Origin of the sequence: Pyxidicoccus sp. MSG2, assembly GCF_026626705.1 — a bacterium.
GTDB lineage: Bacteria > Myxococcota > Myxococcia > Myxococcales > Myxococcaceae > Myxococcus.
In genome coordinates this window covers 2,369,187-2,388,627 of the sequence record NZ_JAPNKC010000001.1, presented here as the reverse complement: position 1 = coordinate 2,388,627, position 19,441 = coordinate 2,369,187, and the positions used below count along the sequence as shown (strand labels likewise).

Annotated in this window: 13 protein-coding genes; 5 read left to right on the top strand and 8 right to left on the bottom strand. The window is 69.7% G+C overall.

The window, feature by feature from the left end; all coding sequences use genetic code 11:
- Nucleotides 1-15: 15 nt before the first annotated feature.
- Nucleotides 16-831 (bottom strand): alpha/beta fold hydrolase, encoded by an 816-nt coding sequence (locus OV427_RS08500; protein WP_267855609.1) that lies wholly within the window; start codon nucleotides 829-831, stop codon nucleotides 16-18.
- A 116-nt stretch (nucleotides 832-947) separates the two neighbouring features.
- Here OV427_RS08500 and OV427_RS08495 point away from each other — a divergent pair, with 116 nt between their 5' ends.
- The 3 genes from OV427_RS08495 (at nucleotide 948) to OV427_RS08485 (ending at nucleotide 7,700) form a co-directional block, all read left to right on the top strand.
- The gene (locus tag OV427_RS08495; RefSeq protein ID WP_267855608.1) at nucleotides 948-1,595 is read left to right on the top strand and encodes a TetR/AcrR family transcriptional regulator; all 648 of its coding nucleotides are present in this window, start codon (nucleotides 948-950) and stop codon (nucleotides 1,593-1,595) included.
- Between the two features lie 495 nt (nucleotides 1,596-2,090).
- Nucleotides 2,091-5,738, top strand: a complete 3,648-nt coding sequence (locus OV427_RS08490) for a Calx-beta domain-containing protein (RefSeq protein ID WP_267855607.1) — start codon at nucleotides 2,091-2,093, stop codon at nucleotides 5,736-5,738.
- 381 nt (nucleotides 5,739-6,119) lie between these two features.
- Nucleotides 6,120-7,700: a hypothetical protein gene (locus tag OV427_RS08485; RefSeq protein ID WP_267855606.1), complete on the top strand. Its 1,581-nt coding sequence runs from the start codon at nucleotides 6,120-6,122 to the stop codon at nucleotides 7,698-7,700.
- 175 nt (nucleotides 7,701-7,875) lie between these two features.
- Here the strand turns inward: OV427_RS08485 and OV427_RS08480 are convergent, their stop codons facing one another.
- From OV427_RS08480 to OV427_RS08460, 5 genes are all read right to left on the bottom strand, one after another.
- Complete coding sequence (locus OV427_RS08480) at nucleotides 7,876-8,448, bottom strand: hypothetical protein (protein ID WP_267855605.1); 573 nt, start codon at nucleotides 8,446-8,448, stop codon at nucleotides 7,876-7,878.
- A gap of 189 nt (nucleotides 8,449-8,637) precedes the next feature.
- Nucleotides 8,638-9,702, bottom strand: coding sequence for a hypothetical protein (locus OV427_RS08475; RefSeq protein WP_267855604.1), 1,065 nt, complete (start codon nucleotides 9,700-9,702; stop codon nucleotides 8,638-8,640).
- A 344-nt stretch (nucleotides 9,703-10,046) separates the two neighbouring features.
- The gene (locus OV427_RS08470) at nucleotides 10,047-11,471 is read right to left on the bottom strand and encodes a lipase maturation factor family protein (protein ID WP_267855603.1); all 1,425 of its coding nucleotides are present in this window, start codon (nucleotides 11,469-11,471) and stop codon (nucleotides 10,047-10,049) included.
- A gap of 128 nt (nucleotides 11,472-11,599) precedes the next feature.
- Nucleotides 11,600-12,145 (bottom strand): SgcJ/EcaC family oxidoreductase, encoded by a 546-nt coding sequence (locus OV427_RS08465; protein ID WP_420718251.1) that lies wholly within the window; start codon nucleotides 12,143-12,145, stop codon nucleotides 11,600-11,602.
- A 76-nt stretch (nucleotides 12,146-12,221) separates the two neighbouring features.
- Nucleotides 12,222-14,105, bottom strand: coding sequence for a right-handed parallel beta-helix repeat-containing protein (locus OV427_RS08460; RefSeq protein ID WP_267855602.1), 1,884 nt, complete (start codon nucleotides 14,103-14,105; stop codon nucleotides 12,222-12,224).
- Between the two features lie 387 nt (nucleotides 14,106-14,492).
- Between OV427_RS08460 and OV427_RS08455 the strand changes: the two genes are divergently transcribed.
- The gene (locus OV427_RS08455; protein WP_267855601.1) at nucleotides 14,493-14,759 is read left to right on the top strand and encodes a hypothetical protein; all 267 of its coding nucleotides are present in this window, start codon (nucleotides 14,493-14,495) and stop codon (nucleotides 14,757-14,759) included.
- Nucleotides 14,760-14,836: 77 nt separating this feature from the next.
- Here OV427_RS08455 and OV427_RS08450 read toward each other — a convergent pair whose 3' ends face one another.
- A complete protein-coding gene (locus OV427_RS08450) occupies nucleotides 14,837-16,444 on the bottom strand; it encodes a patatin-like phospholipase family protein (RefSeq protein WP_267855600.1) in 1,608 nt (535 codons plus the stop codon).
- A 139-nt stretch (nucleotides 16,445-16,583) separates the two neighbouring features.
- Entirely contained in the window at nucleotides 16,584-17,246 is a 663-nt protein-coding gene (locus OV427_RS08445) for a QsdR family transcriptional regulator (protein ID WP_267855599.1), read from the bottom strand.
- 100 nt (nucleotides 17,247-17,346) lie between these two features.
- On the opposite strand from OV427_RS08445, the gene OV427_RS08440 reads away from it, so the two are divergent.
- Nucleotides 17,347-19,437 carry a 3-hydroxyacyl-CoA dehydrogenase NAD-binding domain-containing protein gene (locus OV427_RS08440; RefSeq protein ID WP_267855598.1) on the top strand — a complete coding sequence of 697 codons (2,091 nt, stop codon included), beginning with the start codon at nucleotides 17,347-17,349 and terminating at the stop codon, nucleotides 19,435-19,437.
- Nucleotides 19,438-19,441: the final 4 nt, after the last annotated feature.

Here is a 19,441-nt window from a genome sequence, read left to right as displayed (position 1 = left end):
GGAAGTTCGGACCGCTCAGCCCAGGCCGCGCGTGGCCGGAGCCGCGCCCTCGACTTCGCGGAGGAAGGTCTCCACCGCCTCGGCGAGCTGCTCGGGCTGGTCCAGCGGCGCCGCATGCCCGGAGTCGCTCAACACCTGGAGGCGTGCGTCCCGGAGCAGGTCGACGTAGGCCTGCTTCTCGGACAGCGGCGTGTAGTCACGCTCGGAGTGGAGCACCAGCACGGGACAGGTGATGTCCTTCACGCGCTCCAGCACGCTCCACCCGAGCAGCCCGCGCGTCGCGCGCAGGTACGCACCCGGGTCATTGTGTCCGAGGGTGTCCAGCACGCGCTGCCGCAGGTCCGCCTGCTCCGGCTTGGGAAACAGCCGTGGCGCGAGAATCCTGGCCATGCGCATGGGCCCCAGCAGTCGCAGCACCACCAGCCGCAACGCGAAGTCGAACTTCCGGCGCAGCGTCCGTGCCTTCAGCTCCGGCCCGCTGTTGACGATGACCAGGCTGCGCACCAGGTCCGGCCGGTCCACCGCGAGCTGGAAGCCCATCATCCCGCCCATCGACAGCCCCACCACGTGCACCCGGCCCAGGCCCAGCGCGTCGCACAGCGCGGCGATGTCTCGCGTGAAGAGCGGCACGCCGTACTTCCCCGCGGGCGTCTCGCTCCGGCCATGTCCCCGCGCATCCGGGACGAGGACCCGGTGGCGCTTCGCGAGCCGCGGGGTGACGAGCTCCCAGTCCTTCCCGGAGGAACCCAGGCCATGGAGGAGCAGCACCGGTGTCCCGTCGCCCGCCGTGTCGCAGTGGAGGGAGACCCCATCGAGCGGAAGCATCGGCATGCCCGGTCTCCTGTCTGCGGCCGCCTGAACGAACGGCCATTCACGGGTTCGAGTAGAAATGCTCTCAGCAGCGCCACCACGCTATCTGAACGAACGTTCGTTTTTCAAGGTCCTTCATGAGCCTCCCTCCCCGCTCGCGGCTGCGAGCCCAGCACGCGAGCCTTCCGCCCTCCGCGGCCCCCGAGGGCACGCGCCGGCGCATCCTGGAGACGGCCCTGCAGCTCTTCGCGAGCAAGGGGTTCCACGACACGTCGATTCGGGACCTGGCCGCGGTCCTGGAGCTGCGGCCCAGCGCGCTGTACGCGCACTTCCCCTCCAAGGACCACGTGCTCGCGGAGCTGGTGCGTATCGGCCACGAGGCGCTCCACGAGGTGCTCCGGACCGCGCTGCTGGACGCGGGCTCCGAGCCGGCCGAGCAGGTGCGCGCGCTCGTCCGCGCCCACACCCGCGCTCACGCGGAGCACCCGCAGCTCGCCCTGGTGGTGAACGAGGAGTTCTACGCCCTGACGCCGGAGCTGGCGGCTCCGGCGCAGGCCCTCCGGGAGCAGTCCGCCGCGCTGCTGATGGAGGTCATCGAGCGCGGCGTGTCGAAGGGGCGCTTCGCTCCTCCGCATCCCCTCGTCGCCGCGCGCGCGATTGCCGCGATGGGCGTGCGCCTGCCGTACTGGTACGAGCCGGGAGGCGCGTTGGATATCGACACCCTCGCGGACGCTCACGCCGAGCTGGCGCTGCGCATGCTGGGAGTTCCTTCCAGGAAGAAGTGAGCCGCACGAGCCGGTTTCTCGAAGGCTGCAAGTCGTTGATGACCCAATCATGAAACATGACGGACCGTGGGCTCGCGCCCCCACTTCGATGGGGAGCAACGCCCACAGTCAGACGTGATTTCACGCGGCCCGCGCGGTGTCCTCCCCTGAGCGAGCCACGGTTCGTCCGTGGCCCGGGGCTTGCCTGAGCGCGCGCCACCATTCACCTCCGCGAGACCTGGCCTCGAGCACACGTCACGACGTGGGTGGTGTTTCTCGTCTTCAAAGAGCTCGTTGTTCATTGATTGGAGCAAGTGCGTGTCACCACGAAATCATCTATGCGCGTTACTCGTCGGCGGACTGTTGCTCGCGGGGGGAGTGCCTGCCCTGGCGCAGTCGTCCCGTGAGTCCGGCGCCACCGGTTTGAAGCCCCTGACGACCCGGGAGGTCGAACAGCTTCGCTCGGAAGGTCACGAGGTCCGTCAGGTCCTCCCGAACCGCATCGCGCTGGAGCGCATGAACGAGCTCCGGCGTGCGAGGGGCGAGCGGGCATTGTCGATGTCCACCGCCGCGGCGGTGGGTGAGGAAGTCCTCGGCCCGGGCCTGCGCGCGCCGTCCGGGGTCGCCTCGTTCGCGGTGCTGCCGTCGCATGTCGACAACAGCGTGCTGGACTTCTTCCCGCCCATTCGCAGCCAGGGGTCGATTGGCTCGTGCACCGCGTGGGCCACGACGTATTACCAGCTCAGCCACACCGTCGCGCTCATGTATGGCTGGGATGCGAAGCACAGCACCGACAACACGCGGCTGTTCTCTCCGAAGTGGACCTACAACTTCATCAACAATGGCGTGGACGAGGGCAGCTACATCTCCAGCGCCTACAGCCTGCTCGCGCGCCAGGGGGCGACGAGCTGGGCCAACATCCCCTACGACTCCAACTACACGGCCTGGCCGGTGGACCCGGCGGTGTGGCGCGGTGCGCTCCCGTTTCGGGCGAACCCCGTGCAGTACATCAGCCAGGTGAGCACCCCGGACGGCCTGCAGCGGGTGAAGGAGCTGCTGGCCAATGGCTACGTCCTCGTCTACGGGACGTACGTCAATTCGTGGCAGAGCATGTCCATCAAGAACGACCCGTCCACGCCGGATGACGACGCGTTCGCGGGCAAGTACGTCACCTACTGGCAGAACGGCTACAACGGCTCCCATGCGATGACCATCGTCGGGTACGACGACACCATCTGGGCCGACATCAACAAGAACAACGTGGTGGACCCGGGCGAGAAGGGCGCGCTGCGCATCGCCAACTCCTGGGGCACGGGCTGGAACGAAGGAGGCTTCACCTGGATGGCCTACGACGCGCTGCGGGCGGTGTCGGCCGTCACCGGCGGCCCGAGCACGGGCCGCGTCCCCATCTTCCAGGGCGACTCCGTCTACCACCTCACCGTGCGTCCCAACTACACGCCGAAGCTCGTGGCGGAAGTGAAGGTCAACCACCTGCGTCGCAACCAGCTCGCGCTCACACTGGGCTTCACCGAGGTGGGGTTCGGCATGCCGGTGTCGGCGTTCCAGGACGCGGTGGCCTGGGCCGGCGAGGGACGCGGGTTCCTGGTGGGGGCGGGCGAGGAGGATGCGGGCCGGCCCGGAGGCCAGGGCGGTGGCTCGACGGGCGAGCAGGACGCGGGGCAGGGCGGAGGACGTGACTCGGGGGCGGTGGACGCGGGGCCGGTGGACCCGACGGTGTGGAACTCGACGACGGTCTGGTACACGGGTGGCGCGAGGGCCTTCAATGGCTCCACGTCGGCGGCCGTGGATGCCACGTTCGTGTTCGACTTCACGGACCTGCTCCCCGCCACGCTCGCGGAGAAGCGCTTCCTCGTGCGGATGACGGACTCCGCCGTGGGAGACCCCGCCGTGCTGAAGTCCTTCCGCATCGTGGATGTCGCGAGCGGGGATTTCGCGGTGGCGAGCCTGGATGCGCCGCTCACCGTCGATGCGGCGACGGGGTTCGCCCATGTCGACTACACCCGGGTGAACCGGCCCCCCGTCATCAGCAGCGCGCTTCCGGCGGGACGGGTCAAGCTGGGGCCGGCGGGCTCGGTGGAGCTGGCCGTCCTCGCGGAAGACGCCGACGGCCAGGTGCTGTCCTACGCGTGGAGCGTGGACGGCGCTTCCGTCGGGAGCAACACCGCCTCGTTCACCTACGCGCCCACGGCGGTGGGAACCCACTCGGTGCGCGTCGCGGTGTCGGACGGCGTCGGCGGCGTGACGCTCCAGCACTGGAGCGTGGCCCTCAACGCGCGGCCGCTCGCCAACAGCCAGAGCGCCACGCTGACCGAGGACTCCTCGAAGGCCTTCGCCCTCACGGCCTTCGACGCCGACGGGGACCTGCTGACGTGGACGGTGGTGGACCCGCCCGCGCACGGCACGCTTTCGGGCTCGCTGCCGAGCCCGCTCTACCGGCCGGAGTTGAACTACGCCGGGACTGACAGCTTCACGTTCCAGGCGCATGACGGCATGGAGAGCTCTCCGCTCGCCGTCGCCACGCTGACGGTGACTCCGGTGAACGATGCGCCGACGGTGCGCATCACCTCCCCGGCCCATGGCTCGGCCTTCGCCGCCCCCGCCACGGTGACCTTCGAGGTGGCTGCCTCCGACGTGGAGGGCCCCGTCTCCCGCGTCGAGCTGTACCAGGGCTCCACGAAGCTGGGTGAGGACAGCGAGGCGCCCTTCACCTTCCAGCTCGACGGGCTGGTGGCCGCGACCTACATCCTCTCCGCGAAGGCGTACGACGCCAGCGGCGCCGTCACCACGTCTTCGTCCATCTACGTCTATGTCCAGTCGCCCACGGTGAGCGTCTCGGCCTCGGATGCGACGGGCGCCGAGCCGGGGACGGACATCGGCCGCTTCACGCTCACCCGCTCGGGCGGTGTCTCCGGCCAGGTGCTGACCGTCCGGTATGGCCTGACGGGGACGGCCACCTCCGGCGCCGACTTCACCGCCCTCTCAGGCGCGGTGACGATGCCGGCGGGCGTGAACTCGGTGAGTGTCGACGTGCTGCCCGTGGATGACGCGGACGTGGAGGGCAAGGAAACGGTGGTGCTGACCGTCGCTCCGGACCCGACCTACAAGCTGGGGACCACGGCGAGCGGGACGGTGACGCTGCTGGACAACGAGCTGCCGGTGGTGACGGTGAGCGCAGCGGATTCCCTGGGCGCGGAGCCGGGCACCGACACGGCGCGGTTCTCGGTGGCCCGGACCGGACCGACGACCTCGGCGCTCACGGTTCGCTACGCCCTGGCCGGAACGGCGGCGGAGACGGACTACGTCGCCCTGCCGGGCACGGTGACGATTCCGGCCGGCGTGGCCTCGGCGAACGTGGTGCTCACGGCGTTGGATGACGCCCTCGTCGAGGGCAAGGAGACCGTCATCCTGACGCTGCTGGAGGACGCGGCGTATCAGGTTCATACCAGCGCCTCCGCGACGGTGTCGCTGCTGGATGATGAGCAGCCCGTCGTCACCGTGACGGCGACCGACGCGGAGGCCGCCGAGCCCTCGAACCCGGGGGCATTCACCGTGAGCCGCACCGGACCGACGCAGGCGTCGCTCACGGTGTTGCTGGCGGTGAGCGGGAGCGCGTCCAGCACGAGCGACTACCAGCCCCTGGCGACCTCGGTGGTCATCCCGGAAGGCGCGGCCTCGGCGGTGCTGGTGGTGCAGCCCGCGGATGACGTGCTCGTGGAAGGCAAGGAGGCCGTCACCGTCACGCTGGTGGCGGATGTCTCGTACCAGCTCGCCACGAGCACCGCGGCCACGGTGAACCTCTTCGACGACGAGAAGCCGGAGCTGCGCATCACCGCGACGGACTCCGCGGCGGGTGAGGCCAACGCGAATGGCGGCCTGTTCTCCGTGACGGCCGTCCCCGCGCCCAGATCCGACCTCCCCATCTCCTTCACGGTGACGGGGACCGCGACCCAGGGCACGGACTACGCGGCGCTCACCTCGCCGCTGACCCTTCCGGCCGGGGTCACGTCGGTGGGGCTGCCCGTCGCTCCCATCGATGATGCGGTGAAGGAGGGGAGCGAGACGGTCGTCGTGACGCTCACGGCCACCGCCGGCTACACCCTGGGCACGTCGGGCGCGACCGTGACGCTCTCGGACAACGACTGACGCACCCGGACTGAGTGCTCCTGCCTCGGAGCTGAAGTGCCGGGGCAGGAGCGCTCGCGGTCGCCGTGCTCATCCCACCCGCCCGACATCTACAACAGAGCTGCATCTGTTTCATGAAGCCATCCTGGTTGCTTCCTGTTGAGACGCACGTGTTTCCCGTTCGGACGCAGCTCTCATGGACCCGGGGCCAACGGCGACTCATACCGGGGGTGCGTTCATGCAGGACGCGAAGTGGCGCGCTGCTTGCTCAGGCGGCTGCGCCGTGGCCAACCCTGGCCACGGCAGCAGTGCACGGCAAGAAAGGTCGCGATGAGGAACACTCGTCCTGATGTCATCGGTGTATCGAGATTTCTCGCTGTATCAACGGCACTTGTAACAGGCTTGCTATGGGGGCCCGCCTACGGGCAGACGCCGCAGACCCAGACGTACAACTACACGGGGGGACTGCAGACCTTCACGGTGCCGGCGAACGTGAGTGCGCTGACCGTCAAGGCGGTGGGCGCGCGCGGCGGCAATGCTTACAACAACTCGGGAGCGGGAGGTGGCGCTTCGCTGCAGGGCACCTTCAGCGTGACGGCGGGCGAGCAGTTGACGCTGCTGGTGGGAGGCCGTGGCGCTGACGGCACCAACGGTGGTGGTGGCGGTGGCACCTTCGTGTGGCGTGGCACGGGAGCCGCGTCCGTCTCGTCGCTGCTGGTGGCGGCGGGCGGCGGTGGTGGAGCTGGCTGCAATGGCTTCAACGGCTCGGGTGCGGCGCTGAACGCCTCGGGCAACGGGGGGAATGGCAGCCCTGGCGCGAGCGGTGGCAGCAGCGCTGGCGGTGGCGCTGGAGGCGCGTCTGGCTTCCACGGTGGTGGCGGTGGTGGCGCGGGCCTGGTGCAGGCAGGCGGCACGGGCGCGAATGGCGCTGGCTCGGGTGGCGGCGGTGGTGGCGCGGCCATCAGCGCGGGCGGTGGCGGTGGAGGTGGCACCCTCAACGGCAATGGTGGCTTCGGCGGCGGTGGTGGCGCGGCCGGCGCGGCTGGCGGAGCGGGTGGCTACAGCGGCGGTGGCGCGGGTGGTGCCGCGAGCAACTGCGGCGGTGGTGGAGGCGGCGGCTCGTACAACGTGGGTGGCAACCAGTCCAACCAGCCCGACGTCGGCGGTGGCAACGGGCAGGTCGTCCTCACCTGGGTTCCGGCCGTTCCCGTCACCGCGACGTACAACTACACGGGGGGACTGCAGACCTTCACGGTGCCGGCGAACGTGAGCGCGGTGACCGTCAGGGCGGTGGGCGCGCGTGGCGGCAATGCCTTCAACAACTCGGGAGCGGGCGGTGGCGCTTCACTGCGGGGCACCTTCAGCGTGACGGCGGGCGAGCAGTTGACGCTGCTGGTGGGAGGCCGTGGCGCTGACGGCACCAACGGTGGTGGTGGCGGTGGCACCTTCGTGTGGCGTGGCACGGGAGCCGCGTCCGTCTCGTCACTGCTGGTGGCGGCGGGCGGCGGTGGTGGAGCTGGCTGCAATGGCTTCAACGGCTCGGGTGCGGCGCTGAACGCCTCGGGCAACGGGGGGAATGGCAGCCCTGGCGCGAGCGGTGGCAGCAGCGCTGGTGGTGGCTCCGGAGGCGCGGCTGGCTTCCACGGTGGTGGCGGTGGTGGCGCGGGCCTGGTGCAGGCGGGCGGCACGGGTGCCAATGGCGCTGGCTCGGGTGGCGGCGGCGGTGGCGCGGCCATCAGCGCGGGCGGCGGCGGTGGAGGTGGCACCCTCAACGGCAATGGTGGCTTCGGCGGCGGTGGTGGCGCGGCCGGCGCGGCTGGCGGAGCGGGTGGCTACAGCGGCGGTGGCGCGGGCGGTGCCGCGAGCAACTGCGGCGGTGGCGGAGGTGGCGGCTCGTACAACGCGGGCAGCAACCAGTCCAACCAGCCCGACGTCGGCGGTGGCAACGGGCAGGTCGTCATCGACTACCTCCAGCCCGTCTGATGCAGCGGTTTCGCCACTGACGTGCGCGGGGCCGGACGCCACACGGATGCGCGTGTGGCGCCGTCCTGAACCCTCCGCACGTTCCAGGTGCCCGCCCGGCGGTGTCGAGCCGTGGCGGGCCTCTGCCGCTGGCGAACGGAGTGAGCGGACTCCGTGCCAGCGGCGGCCCACGTCCTCACTTCACCGGAGCAGCCATTCCCGGGCACTGGCCCGGCGTCATCTTCTCCGCGTTCCCGTGGATGTCCGAGCTCAACTGGTCCTGATGCTTGGGGTCGGAGGCCCGGTAGGTGATGACGGATCCGCCCGGGATGTCCTCGATACGGGCGGCAGCCGGAACAGTCGGCGCACCTGCCGAGCCCGGGAGGCCACTGCCACCCATGTTCTTGTATTCGACCCCGGGCGGCTGAGCTTCTCCCCGGCGACCCGCGGTGCCGCGCTCCTGCTGCCGCTGCATCAACCGGCGGCTGAGCTCGCGCACGTCCGCCACCTTGTCCTCCTCGGTGGTGACGATGGTGAGGGCCACGCCTTCAGGGGTGTCCTCTGCTCGCGCCTGGGCCCCGGGGACAATCATCGGGCAGTCATGCTCGATCTGGGGCGGAGCGAGTGGCTGCTCGGGTGGGACCTCCTTCGAGGCCGAGGCGGTCGCTTCTGGATACTGTTGAGAGGTCGTCGCACTCTTGGAGCAACCGACCGCGAAGCACAGCGCCGCGGAGACAGCGAGCACAGACGGAAGTCTGGACGAGAACATGATGGCCTCCTCTGCCGTGAGTCCTGTGCGGAGAAGGTGGGGAGCGGCACACGGGCCACGCAACGTGGCACCGCATGCCAGGCTCCCCCGCCCCGGGGGGCAGGTTCGTGTCGTCCAGCCCAGGCGCGCGGAGGCCCTGGCCTCGCGCCTGCCCGGGCCTGTCAGCACCCGGGCAGGTAGCGGCATGGCCTACAGGCCGTCCGGGTAGCAGAACCCGTAGGTCCGGTCGCTCCCACCACCGGGACGCCCGTAGCTGACGTAGCCAAGCTCCTCACCCGGGCCACACTCCGAGCGGGCGCGCGCATAGCGGCGGCACACGCCCCGCCCCGAGCCTGTCAGGTCCAGGCAGACGCCTCGCGCGCCCTCGACGCCGCAGAACTCGGCGAAGCCGACGCTGCACGTCTCCCCGATGAGCGCCGGGTCGAAGGCGAAGCCGAGGGGCTCCATGACCGACTGCGCGTTGCACAGGCCGTAGACGCCGCACACCGTGCCGCTCGGGCAGCCGGGGTCCGCCGCCATGTAGTCGCACGTGGCCATGCACTGCGCCGCGTCGGTATAGGCGTCGGTGCAGGCGTAGCCCTGGGCGCAGTCCGTCGACGCGAGCGCATGCTCACCCGCCGCCGCCGTGTACGTGCACGCCTCGCCCTGCGTCTTCGTGCCGAGCGACTTCTCCAGCGTGCCGTCGTCGGCCGCGTAGTCGGTGGCGACGCAGGTGTGGCCCGGCAGGTTCGCCGTCAGCGAGCCCTCACGCGGGTCACACCCTCCGGCGCGGACCGTGTTCCACGTCGCGAAGCGAATCCACCGGCACTCGCCCCCCGTCACCGGAGCGCTTCCGGTGTACGGGGCGGACAGCGGCGCCGCCGCCACCGACTCACGCAGGACGACGTTGGAGAGCGCGCCCACCGTCTGCTGCGGGGAGACCTTGAGCGCGAGCAGCAGCGCGCCCGACTCGGCGACGAACATCTTCTGCCCCGTCGTCCCGGAATCCTGGATGCCCCATACGCACTGCTCGCAGGTGAAGAGGTTGGTGCCGCCGGCGGCCAGGTCATGGAGCCCCGGCGCCGTATTCACATCCAGCCGGAGGCGAGCGAGGTCCGCGACCGCGGGGTTCCCCAGGTTCGAGAACTCACCGCGATACGTCGGCTGCGAGCCGTACAGCACCGGCGTCAGCTCGATGCCGTTCTGGAGCTCGCCCAGGGTGATTTCCGTACACCCGGCGGGAGGAGACAGCAGCGCGGCCTGTTGCTGCGCCACCTGAAGGGCCTCCTGCTCCGACGGAGCGGCTGGCGCCTGCGTTTCCTGACCACAGCCCACCATTGCCGCCAGCAGGATTGCACTCCATCGCCACTGATTTACAGATGCAACTCCCAGGTCATGAGAAGTCACGATGTCGTCTCCCGGTTGTCGATACACGCGTGTTGGTTGGTGTTTCCCCAGAGATTCGGGGAGGGGCACGGTTACGTGAATCGAAGTGTCGGTTTCAACGGGCCGGGGTCGGTGCGTCGCGGATACTTTCCGCGTGAAGGGCAACCGCGCGGGCCACGCGACTTCTGCCTTGGCCGTACGTCCGTCGGTTCCACGTGGGGCGTGTCGGGCCGTCAGCCGAGGAGCATCATCGGTGGAAGGTACTCGCCCAGGCGCGTGCGCTCCCACCATGCGCCCGTGTCACGCCGCTCCTGCCAGGTCGTGAAGCGGTAGAGGTACAGGGTTGCCCGGACCGCACGCGGCGGGTGTCGTGGGAAGGGGTTGCGCCGCAGCAGGCGGAGTGTCGCCGCGTCGTTCTGCAGGAGTTTCACCATGAACGGCCGGAACCACCTGGGCGCATACGCCGGCGACAGTGCGGCGAACCACATGAGCCAGTCGAGGCGCAGGTGGTACGGCGCCCACTGCGGCGGGCGCCGCTTCGGGTCGGTCGGCTTGCCGCGGAACTCGTACTCACGCCACTGCGTGTCCGGGGTGATTCGCTCGTCGCTCGTGCCCTCGATGACGACCTCGTAGCGCTCGCGGGTGATGCTGCCGAAAGCACCGTACGTGTTCACGAGGCGGAGCGGCTCGAAGCTGGCATTCATCACCTGCTCCCGTGAGAAGAGGTTGCGCGTGGGCCGGTAGGAGAGCGCGACGACGAGCGCGGAGACCGCGAGGACGAGCGCATCGTGCCAGGAGACGACGGTCGTCCCGGCGCGCTCGAGCGGTAGCACCCGCGCGAGCAGGGAATCGTCGAAGGCGGAGAAGGCGAGGACGATGGTGACGAAGTTGAGCCAGGAGTAGTTGCCGCTCAGGACGAGCCACGCCTGCGTGAGCGCGATGAAGAGCCCCGCGAAGGTGGCGATGGGCTGAGGGAAGAAGAGGAGGACGGGCGCGACGAGCTGGGCGAAGTGGCTCCCGAGCACCTCGGCCCGGTGCAGCGGCCCGGGCAGGCGATGGAAGTACCACGAGAGCGGGTTCGGCATCGGCTGTGTCTCGTGGTGGTAGTCGAGGCAGGAGAGGTCACGCCAGCACGGGTCGCCGCGCAGCTTGATGAGCCCGGCGCCGAACTCGACGCGGAACAGCAGCCAGCGGAAGAGCCAGATGAGCGGGGCGGGCACCGCGCTCCAGGCCGGGCCCAGGAACGCCGCGAGGAAGCCGGCCTCCAGGAGGAGCGACTCCCAGCCGAAGGAATAGAAGGTCTGCCCGACGTTGACGATGGAGAGGTAGAGCGCCCAGAGCACGAGCCAGAGGGCCACCGTGAGGGGCACCGGCCACGCGTCGGGGAGCCCGAGCACGACGGTGAGCGACAGGAGGATGCCGACGAGCGCAACGGCGACCAGCAGGCGGTCGGAGTAGCGGAAGTGGAACACGCTCGGCGCGTCGCGGAAGCGCACCCTGGCGAGGTAGTGCGGGACGGGGAGGAGGCCCTTCTCCCCGAGCAGCGGCCGGAATTGTTCCAGCGCGACGAGGAAGCCGAGGAGGTAGCCGAGTCCCAGGCCCCGCTGGAGCACGAGCCGGGCAAGCCAGGAGTCCGGTGCATGGAACCACTCAGGCATCGCTCAACGCTATGGCCGCGCCCGTGCACCTTCGGGAGTGACGGCGCGCCGACCCGGTGACGCCCTGGCGCGAGGGCAGCGAGGGAGGCACGCGCCTGCCCTGGCCGTGCTCCCAGGTGCCGCTGCCGTCAATGCCCGGCAGGCGCCGGCGAGCTTCCGGCAGGGACGGGCGCGGGCTTCACGTCGGTGTTCTGGCCCGCGACGATGAGCCACCGGCCGCGGGTCTTCTTCAGCACGTACCGCATCTGGGTTCGCAGCACGCCCGGCGTGGTGGCCTGGACGCCCGGAGGCAGCCCCGCGTAGCCGGTCACCTGGTGCTCCGTGTCGACCACCGCCACGCCTCCGTCGAGGAACAGGAGGTTGCGCACCGTCACCTCGCTGCGGCTGCCCTTGAAGAGGGTGCCGAAGACGAAGGCATGTCGCTTCTCGATTTCGGCGCGGCCGCTGAAGATGGTGCCGACGATGTTGATGAAGGTGGCGTCGTCGGTGAAGTCCTTGCTCCACGCCGCCGCGTCCTGGCGGTTCCAGGCCTCGGTCTGGTCGGCCACGAGCTTGCGGAGGGCCGCTTCGTCCTGCGCGCGCGCTCCGGCCGGGGCCGCATTGGCCAGGGGGGAGAGGGCGACGGTCAGGAACACGGCGGCGACAGTTGCGAGGGAGAAGCGGGTACGAATCACACGGCCTCCAGGGGTGCCAATCGAAGGGCAGCATGCCCCCGCGCGGGGGCTCCGTGAAGGTTGCGCGTTGGGAATCTCAGGGCCGAGGGCCGTACACCGGTAGCGCGGCGCCCACCTCATGGGCACCGAGGTCCGGCGCGGCGCCGCTGAAGCCATCCGTGATGCCTGGGAGGACCTGTCCCGCGTTCTCCGCGGCCGAGCCCGTGCGGAGGCGCAGGTCGGGCGCCGCATACTGTGTCATCGGCGCGGCCGGGTATGCGACGGTCGCCGCGAAGACGCCGAGGTCCACCTGCACGGCGCTCTTCTCGCTGGTGTTGGCGCGCAGCGAAGCGAGGTTGGAGAAGCGGGTGCTCCCCCAACTGCCGATGAACTCGCCCGAGGTGGAGCCGAAGCCATCATGGTCCAGGCTGGAGTTGGTGGTCACCAGGTCGGGAATGTGCAGCGTGCGCCCGGAGCCGCTGCTGTAGCCATTGAAAGTGCCGCCCGGCCCGCCGAGGAACAGGTTGTTGCGCGAGTAGAGGCGTGCCACCGGCCGGCCCGCGTAGATTCCCAGGGCATCGCCGTTCTTCACCACCGTGTTGTGGAGGAGCACGTCACCGGTGCTGCCGCGGTAGAGCTTGAAGGCGACGTGGACCGGGTTGTAGACGACGTTGCGCACGAACCAGGTGGGCCCGCCGAGCCCCGGTTGCGATGACAGCGCGATGAAGTTGTTGGTCAGGCGATTGCGCACGATGCGGCAGTTGTGGAAGCAGAAGTCCGCCTCGATGCCGTCGTCTGCGTTCTCTCGGAGGTCATTGTTCAGGATGTCGATGCTGAACTGGTCCGCCGCCTCGTCGTCCTCCAACAGGGAGATGCCATCGCGGAAGCCGGTGACCCGGTTGTTCTGGATGACGTGCCCGGGGCCGGTGACGGCGATTCCCTCACCCAGGTTGTTGCCGTCGACGCCCAGCGACGACTCGGCCCAGGTGGTGAGGCCCGTCACCACGTTGTCGGCGATATAGGCGTTCTCCGCCCGGAGGTACGTCACGATGCCGTCGCCTCCGGAGCTGGCGCTGGCGTTGACGGTGCAGCGGGTGATGGCGAGGTGGTTCGAGCCATTGAAGCGGATGCGCCCGTTCACCGTGAGCCCCTCGAGGTGCACGTAGCTCTGGTTGAAGACGTTGAGCGGCCCGTTGACGACGGTGCCCGGGACGCCGCGGAGGACGATGGGCCTGCCGACGGCACCACTCCGGGACCAGTCGAAGCCGCTGTAGATTCCCGCGCCGAACTCCAGGATGTCACCCGGCTGGGCGCTCGCGGTGACGGTGGCGAAGGTGCCGGGCGTCACCGCCTTGACCGGGGCGCCCGCCATGGCTACCGGCACCGCCCGGGTGGTGCCGCTCACCGTGCGCGTCGTCGCTCCACCGTCCGGGTCGGTGAGCGTCAGCTCCAGTTCGTAGGTCGTCCCCGGCTGCAGGTCGAACACGCTGCCCGAATGGCGACGGGTCCAGTTGAAGCCCTCGTTGCCGCCGCCGGGCACGTGGCGCAGCGGCAGCGACTCGCGCCAGGGCGTGGTGCCCGAGGGCCGGTAGCGCACCGTCACCAGGCCATTGGCGTTGTCATCGCCGCTGAAGGCCCATTCCACCGTCAGGTGGTTCAGCGTCGGGTACGGAAGGCGGACCTCGCCAGCCACGGTGGCATTGCCGTCATTGCCGGTGCCGCCATCCGGGGTGGGCTCCGGGGTGGGCTCCGGAGTGGTTGCCTGGGTGGCGGCGGAGGCCTCGCTGATGTTGCCCGCGGCGTCGAAGGCGGCAATCCGGTAGCGGTAGAGCGTCCTGGCGGCGAGGTTCCCATCCTGGTGGGTGAGCCCCGTCTGGGTTCCCACCACCGCGAAGTCAGTGCAGCCGTCGCCCGTGCACCGCTCGACGCGGTAGCCCGTCACGCCGACATCGTCGGTGCTCGCCGCCCAGGCCAGGGCCATCATCGAGCTCGAGACGGGGCCGGCGCGCAGCATGCCGGGTACGGAGGGCGCATGGGTATCGGGAACGGTTGGCGGCCCTCCGTCTCCGCTACACCCGGCCCACACCAGCAGCCCGACCGTCCACCCCAGCATTCGATGCGACTGATGTTTCATACCCTCTCGCGAAGCGGCGAATGGAGGCTCGCCGCTGACTGGGAGCCCGGGCGTCAACTCAGCATGGCTACTGCTCCACCGGCAATCGGGTTGGGCATGCGCAGCGGAGCCGGGCTCGCTCTCGTCCTCACGGGACGGGTATTTCCTTTGAGTACAGAAAAGTCCGCGAAACTTGACGGACGCATCCCCTGCTGCGTCCATCCCGGCTTCACCGGAGTGAAAGGGGTTTCACGCATGTTCCGACGTCATGTCGTGTCCGCGTTCGTTGTCTCCGCCATGGGGCTGCTGGGCTGTGGCGGAGGGGCCGTTCCCGACAGCAACGGGGACGACGCGGCGCTGCAGCAGGACCAGGCGGCGCTCGAGACGCCCTGCTCGCAGCTCCAGGACCGGGGCTGTGGTCCGTTCTCCGAGCTGTCCTGTCAGTTCCCCAACGGGCAGCCCGGCACGTGCATCTGCCAGGACTTCCCCCACAACCAGTGGCAGTGCTTCTACCTCGACTGACCCGCGGCCCACGCGTGGGTGTGCGACGGCTCGCCTCGGACCTCCGGGGCGGGCCGTCGTGTCTTCGGGGCGGGAAGCTAGGCTGCGACGGAGCGCTGGGCCTCGGGCGCGCGGACGCCCTGGTTGAACCCCGCCCACTCCTTCCGCAGCCGTTGGAAGAGGCCGTACAGCGGCTGTCCCTCGGACTCGTACTGCCCCTTGCGGTGCTCGATGATGTGGCGCAGCAACACGTAGCAGATGGTGGCCTCTCCGGCGGACTCCAGCGTGGTGAACTGGTTGGCATCGCTGAACCAGAGCGTGGTGGGCATCTGGCAGGCCTGCTGGGACAGGGCCACCAGGTGCGGCCCGGGCTGCAGCCACGGGTACTCGGTGAACAGGCGGGGACGGTTCACCGTGAGCGCGTAGATGAGATTCGACATCCGCCGGTCCTTGAAGTCCTGGGCCTTGTACACGCGGTCGAACACCAGTCCCCGTACCCGCTTCATGAACACGCTGGAGGTCAGCGCCAGCACCGAGCCGACGCGCAGCACCAGCATCTGCGCGAGCTCCGCCACCGTGAGCTTCATGAACGACGGCCAGGCGTCCATGTCGAGCGTCTTGCGAAGCATCGCGTTGACGTCGTGAAGGCGTCGGTGGGCCCAGACCAGCGCCGCCGCCACGGACGCGGTCATCGCGCCGGGCACCAGGTACAGGAAATAGTCCTCGGGGCTCCAGGTGCCCGCGCGCGCGGCCTTGAAGCCATGCCACGCCAGGATGGCCGCGCTGGCCAGCGTCAGGAAGAACAGCCCCCAGCCCATCCACGAGACGCCGTTCAGCGTCACCCAGCCCCGCTTCGTCGGATTCTCGGGGATGTTGTAGATCTCATCCTGCTGCACGCTGACGTCCGAGATGAGCAGCGTGGGCGGGTTGGGCGTCCCCTCGAAGGCCAGCATCAGGCTGTCGACGCCCTGGTTGTCGTAGATGCCGCCATCCATCAGCGGCAGCCCGCCATTGAAGCCCGGCGCCAGCTCACCGAGCGCGGCGCTGAGCGGGAAGTCCTGGGGCCAGTGGAACTGCTGCGGGAAGACCAGCGGCTCGAAGCCGCCCGGGAAGCAGGACGACGCGGCCGCGATGTCCGCCAGCCGGACGTGTTGGGCCACGGAGCGCGGCAGCCGGTAGTTGTTGTTGCCCAGCAGCGCGGCCGGGTTGTTGCTCCGCCGGAAGCGGAAGTCCAGGCCGGTGTGGAACTCGGTGGAGTTGAAGATGGCCTCCTGGAACTGCAGCCCGCTCGCGCCGAGGACTTCGCCGAGGTTCCGGTCCCCGAGGAAGTCCGGCCGGGCATACACGTCCGCAGCGGAGCGGATGAGGCTGGCCCAGTTGTGGCTGATGTGGTCGCGGTTCGAGGTGAGCTCGCCCAGCGCCTCGCCAATCACGTTGGTCCGCTTCAGGTACGCCGAATAGCCGTCGTAGAACTCCGTGAAGGGCTTGCCATCAATCTGGCTCACCACCCACGCGAGCCCGGTGAGCGTGCCGCCGGACACGGTGGACAGACCCACCACGTCGGGCAGCAGTCCCACGGTGTCCAGGAACCGCAGCGTCCCCAGGTGGAATGCCGCCGCGCGATAGCCGCCGCCGGACAATGACACCGCGATGGGTCCGAGCGGACCATGGGGCTTCGAGGTGGACAGCGTGGATTCGGAGCTCATGCGGCGGCATTTCAGCAACGTCCATGCCGCCTGGGAAGGTGGGCCCCCCCCGCCTGGAGTCGCCGGGTAGGGGCGGTGAGGTCCCGGGAGACTGCGTACGGTGGGAACGCGGCGCGTCCCGTACGCACGCGGCAGGTCGCTACCTCGGCTTGCCGCCGAGCAGCACGAGGATGGCGGCGGCGGCCTGGTCGATGGCGGGCTCGCGGCCGCTGATGACATCCGCGTACACGAACGCCTCGCCGATGCGCACGATGACGTAGGCGAGGGTATCAATCGGCAGGGGCGGGGTGAGGTGCCCGCGCTCCACCTGGTCCATCAGGTTCTCACGCACCAGGTCCACGTTGCGGCTCTGCACCGTGCTGCTCTTCGAGGTGAGCACCCGCAGTGCGTACTCGGGGTCGTTCTCGATGAAGCGGCGCAGGGGCGCGAAGGAGCGGATGCCCTCCATCAGCCGCTCGCTGACGCCCGCCACGTAGGCCGCGCCCTTCGCGCCGCGCTCCTTCACCTCCGCCCGGGCCTTCTCCATGAAGGGCACCTGGATGGACCAGATGATTTCTCCGATGAGCAGCTCGCGGCTGCCCACCCAGCGGAACAGCGTCGCCCGGCCCACGCCCAGTTCCTTCGCGAGCGCCCCGATGTCGATGCGCTCCCCGGCCAGCCACTTCTTCCGCGCCAGCTGGAACGCGTCCAGGGGGGTGACCTTCGCCTTCGCTCCTCCGCCCGCCAGCTCCCGTGCCAGCCGGGTCGCCTTCGGCGGCGAGTGCCGCTTGCTCCCGGCGGCCCTGGGTCGAGATGTCGCCATGAATCGCTAATAGCCGTCTTGACAGGAAAACTCAACGTGAGTCAGGTTGAGCAAGTGACTCACCCGGCTCGCGGCGCGCGGCTGCGAGAGAGGAGCTGACATGAGCAGCACCCACTACGCGCAGCACGGCAGTGTGGCCGTCATCCGCCTGGACAACCCACCGGTGAACGGCCTCGGCCACGCGGTGCGCGCCGGCATCGTCGAGGGCTTGCGGAAGGCGGAGGCGGACCCGGCGGTGAAGGCCGTCATCCTCATCGGCTCGGAGCGGGCCTTCTCGGGCGGCGCGGACATCCGCGAGTTCAACACGCCGAAGTCGCTCGCCGAGCCCCACCTCGGCACCGTCATCCACTACGTGGAGTCGTCCTCCCGGCCGGTCATCGCGGCCATCGGCGGCGCGTGCATGGGCGGCGGCCTGGAGCTCGCGCTCGGCTGTCACTACCGCGTGGTGCAGCCCGGGGCGCAGATTGCGCTGCCCGAGGTGAAGCTGGGCCTCTTGCCCGGCGCGGGCGGCACGCAGCGGCTGCCGCGCCTCATCGGCGTGGAGGCGGCCCTCAACATGATTGTGTCCGGCGCCACCGTCCCTTCCGAGCAGCTCAAGGGCACCGCCCTCTTCGACCACTTCGTCGAGGGCGACCTGCTCGAGGGCGCGCTCGCCTTCGCCCGGGTCGTCGTCGAGGAGGGCCGGCCGCTCAAGCGGGTGCGAGACCTCACCGCGACGCACCCCAGGCCGGAGGCGTTCTTCCTGTACGCCCGCACGGCCGTCGGCGCGGCGTCGAAGAACTTCCCCGCGCCGCTCAAGTGCGTGGACGCGGTGGAGGCCGCCGTCACGAAGGGCTTCGAGGAGGGCCTGCGGGTGGAGCGCGAGGCCTTCGTCAACCTCATGCAGACCTCCGAGTCGCGCGCCCTGCGCCACGCGTTCTTCGCCGAGCGCGCCGCCTCCAAGGTGGCCGGGGTGGGGGAGGACACGCCGGCCCGTACCCTCCAGTCGGTGGGCATCATCGGCGCCGGCACCATGGGCACCGGCATCGCCATCAACTTCCTCAACGCCGGCATCCCGGTAGTCCTCTTGGAGATGAAGCAGGAGGCGCTGGAGCGTGGGCTCGGCTCCATCCGCAAGGTCTACGAGGGCCAGGTCGCCAAGGGGAAGCTCAAGGCCGACAAGGCCGAGCAGCGGCTCGCGCTGCTCAAGCCGACGCTGTCCTACGAAGACTTCCGCCAGGCCGACCTCGTCATCGAGGCGGTGTTCGAGGAGCTGTCCGTCAAGGAGGCGGTGTTCCGCAAGCTGGATGAGGTCTGCAAGCCGGGGGCAATCCTCGCGAGCAACACCTCCACGCTCGACCTGAACCGGATTGCCGGCTTCACGCGGCGGCCCCAGGACGTGGTGGGCGCGCACTTCTTCAGCCCCGCCAACGTGATGAAGCTGCTCGAGGTCATCCGCGGCGAGAAGACCGGCAGCGACGTGCTCGCCACCGTCATGCAGCTGGCCAAGGCCATCAAGAAGACCGCGGTGGTGTCGGGCGTCTGCGACGGCTTCATCGGCAACCGCATGATTGCCATGTACCAGCGCGAGGCGCTGGTGATGCTGGAGGAGGGCGCATCACCCCAGCAGGTGGACGGCGCCATCGAGGCGTTTGGCTTCGCCATGGGGCCGCTGAAGATGGCGGACCTGGCGGGCGGCGACATCGGCTGGGCCATTCGCAAGCGCCAGTACGCGGAGCGCCCGGAGATGCGGCGCGTGCTCATCGCCGACCGGCTGTGTGAAATGGGCCGCTTCGGCCAGAAGACCGGCTCCGGTTTCTACCGCTACGAGCCCGGCCGCCGCGACGCCCTGCATGACCCGGCGGTGGACGCGGTCATCGACGCGTGCCGCCAGGAGTTGGGCGTCGCGCCGCGCAAGCTGAGCGACGAGGAAATCGTCCAGCGCTGCGTCTTCGCGCTGGCGAACGAGGGGGCGCGCATCCTGGAGGAAGGCATTGCCCAGCGCGCCTCGGACATCGACCTCGTCTACCTGACGGGCTACGGCTTCCCGGTCTTCCGCGGCGGCCCGATGCTCTACGCCGACTCCGTGGGGCTGATGAACGTGGTGCGCGCGATGGAGGGCTTCGCGGCCAATCCTCGCGGCCACCGCACGTTCTGGCAGCCCGCGCCCCTGCTCGCCCGGCTCGCCGCCGAGGGCAAGACCTTCAACTGACTTC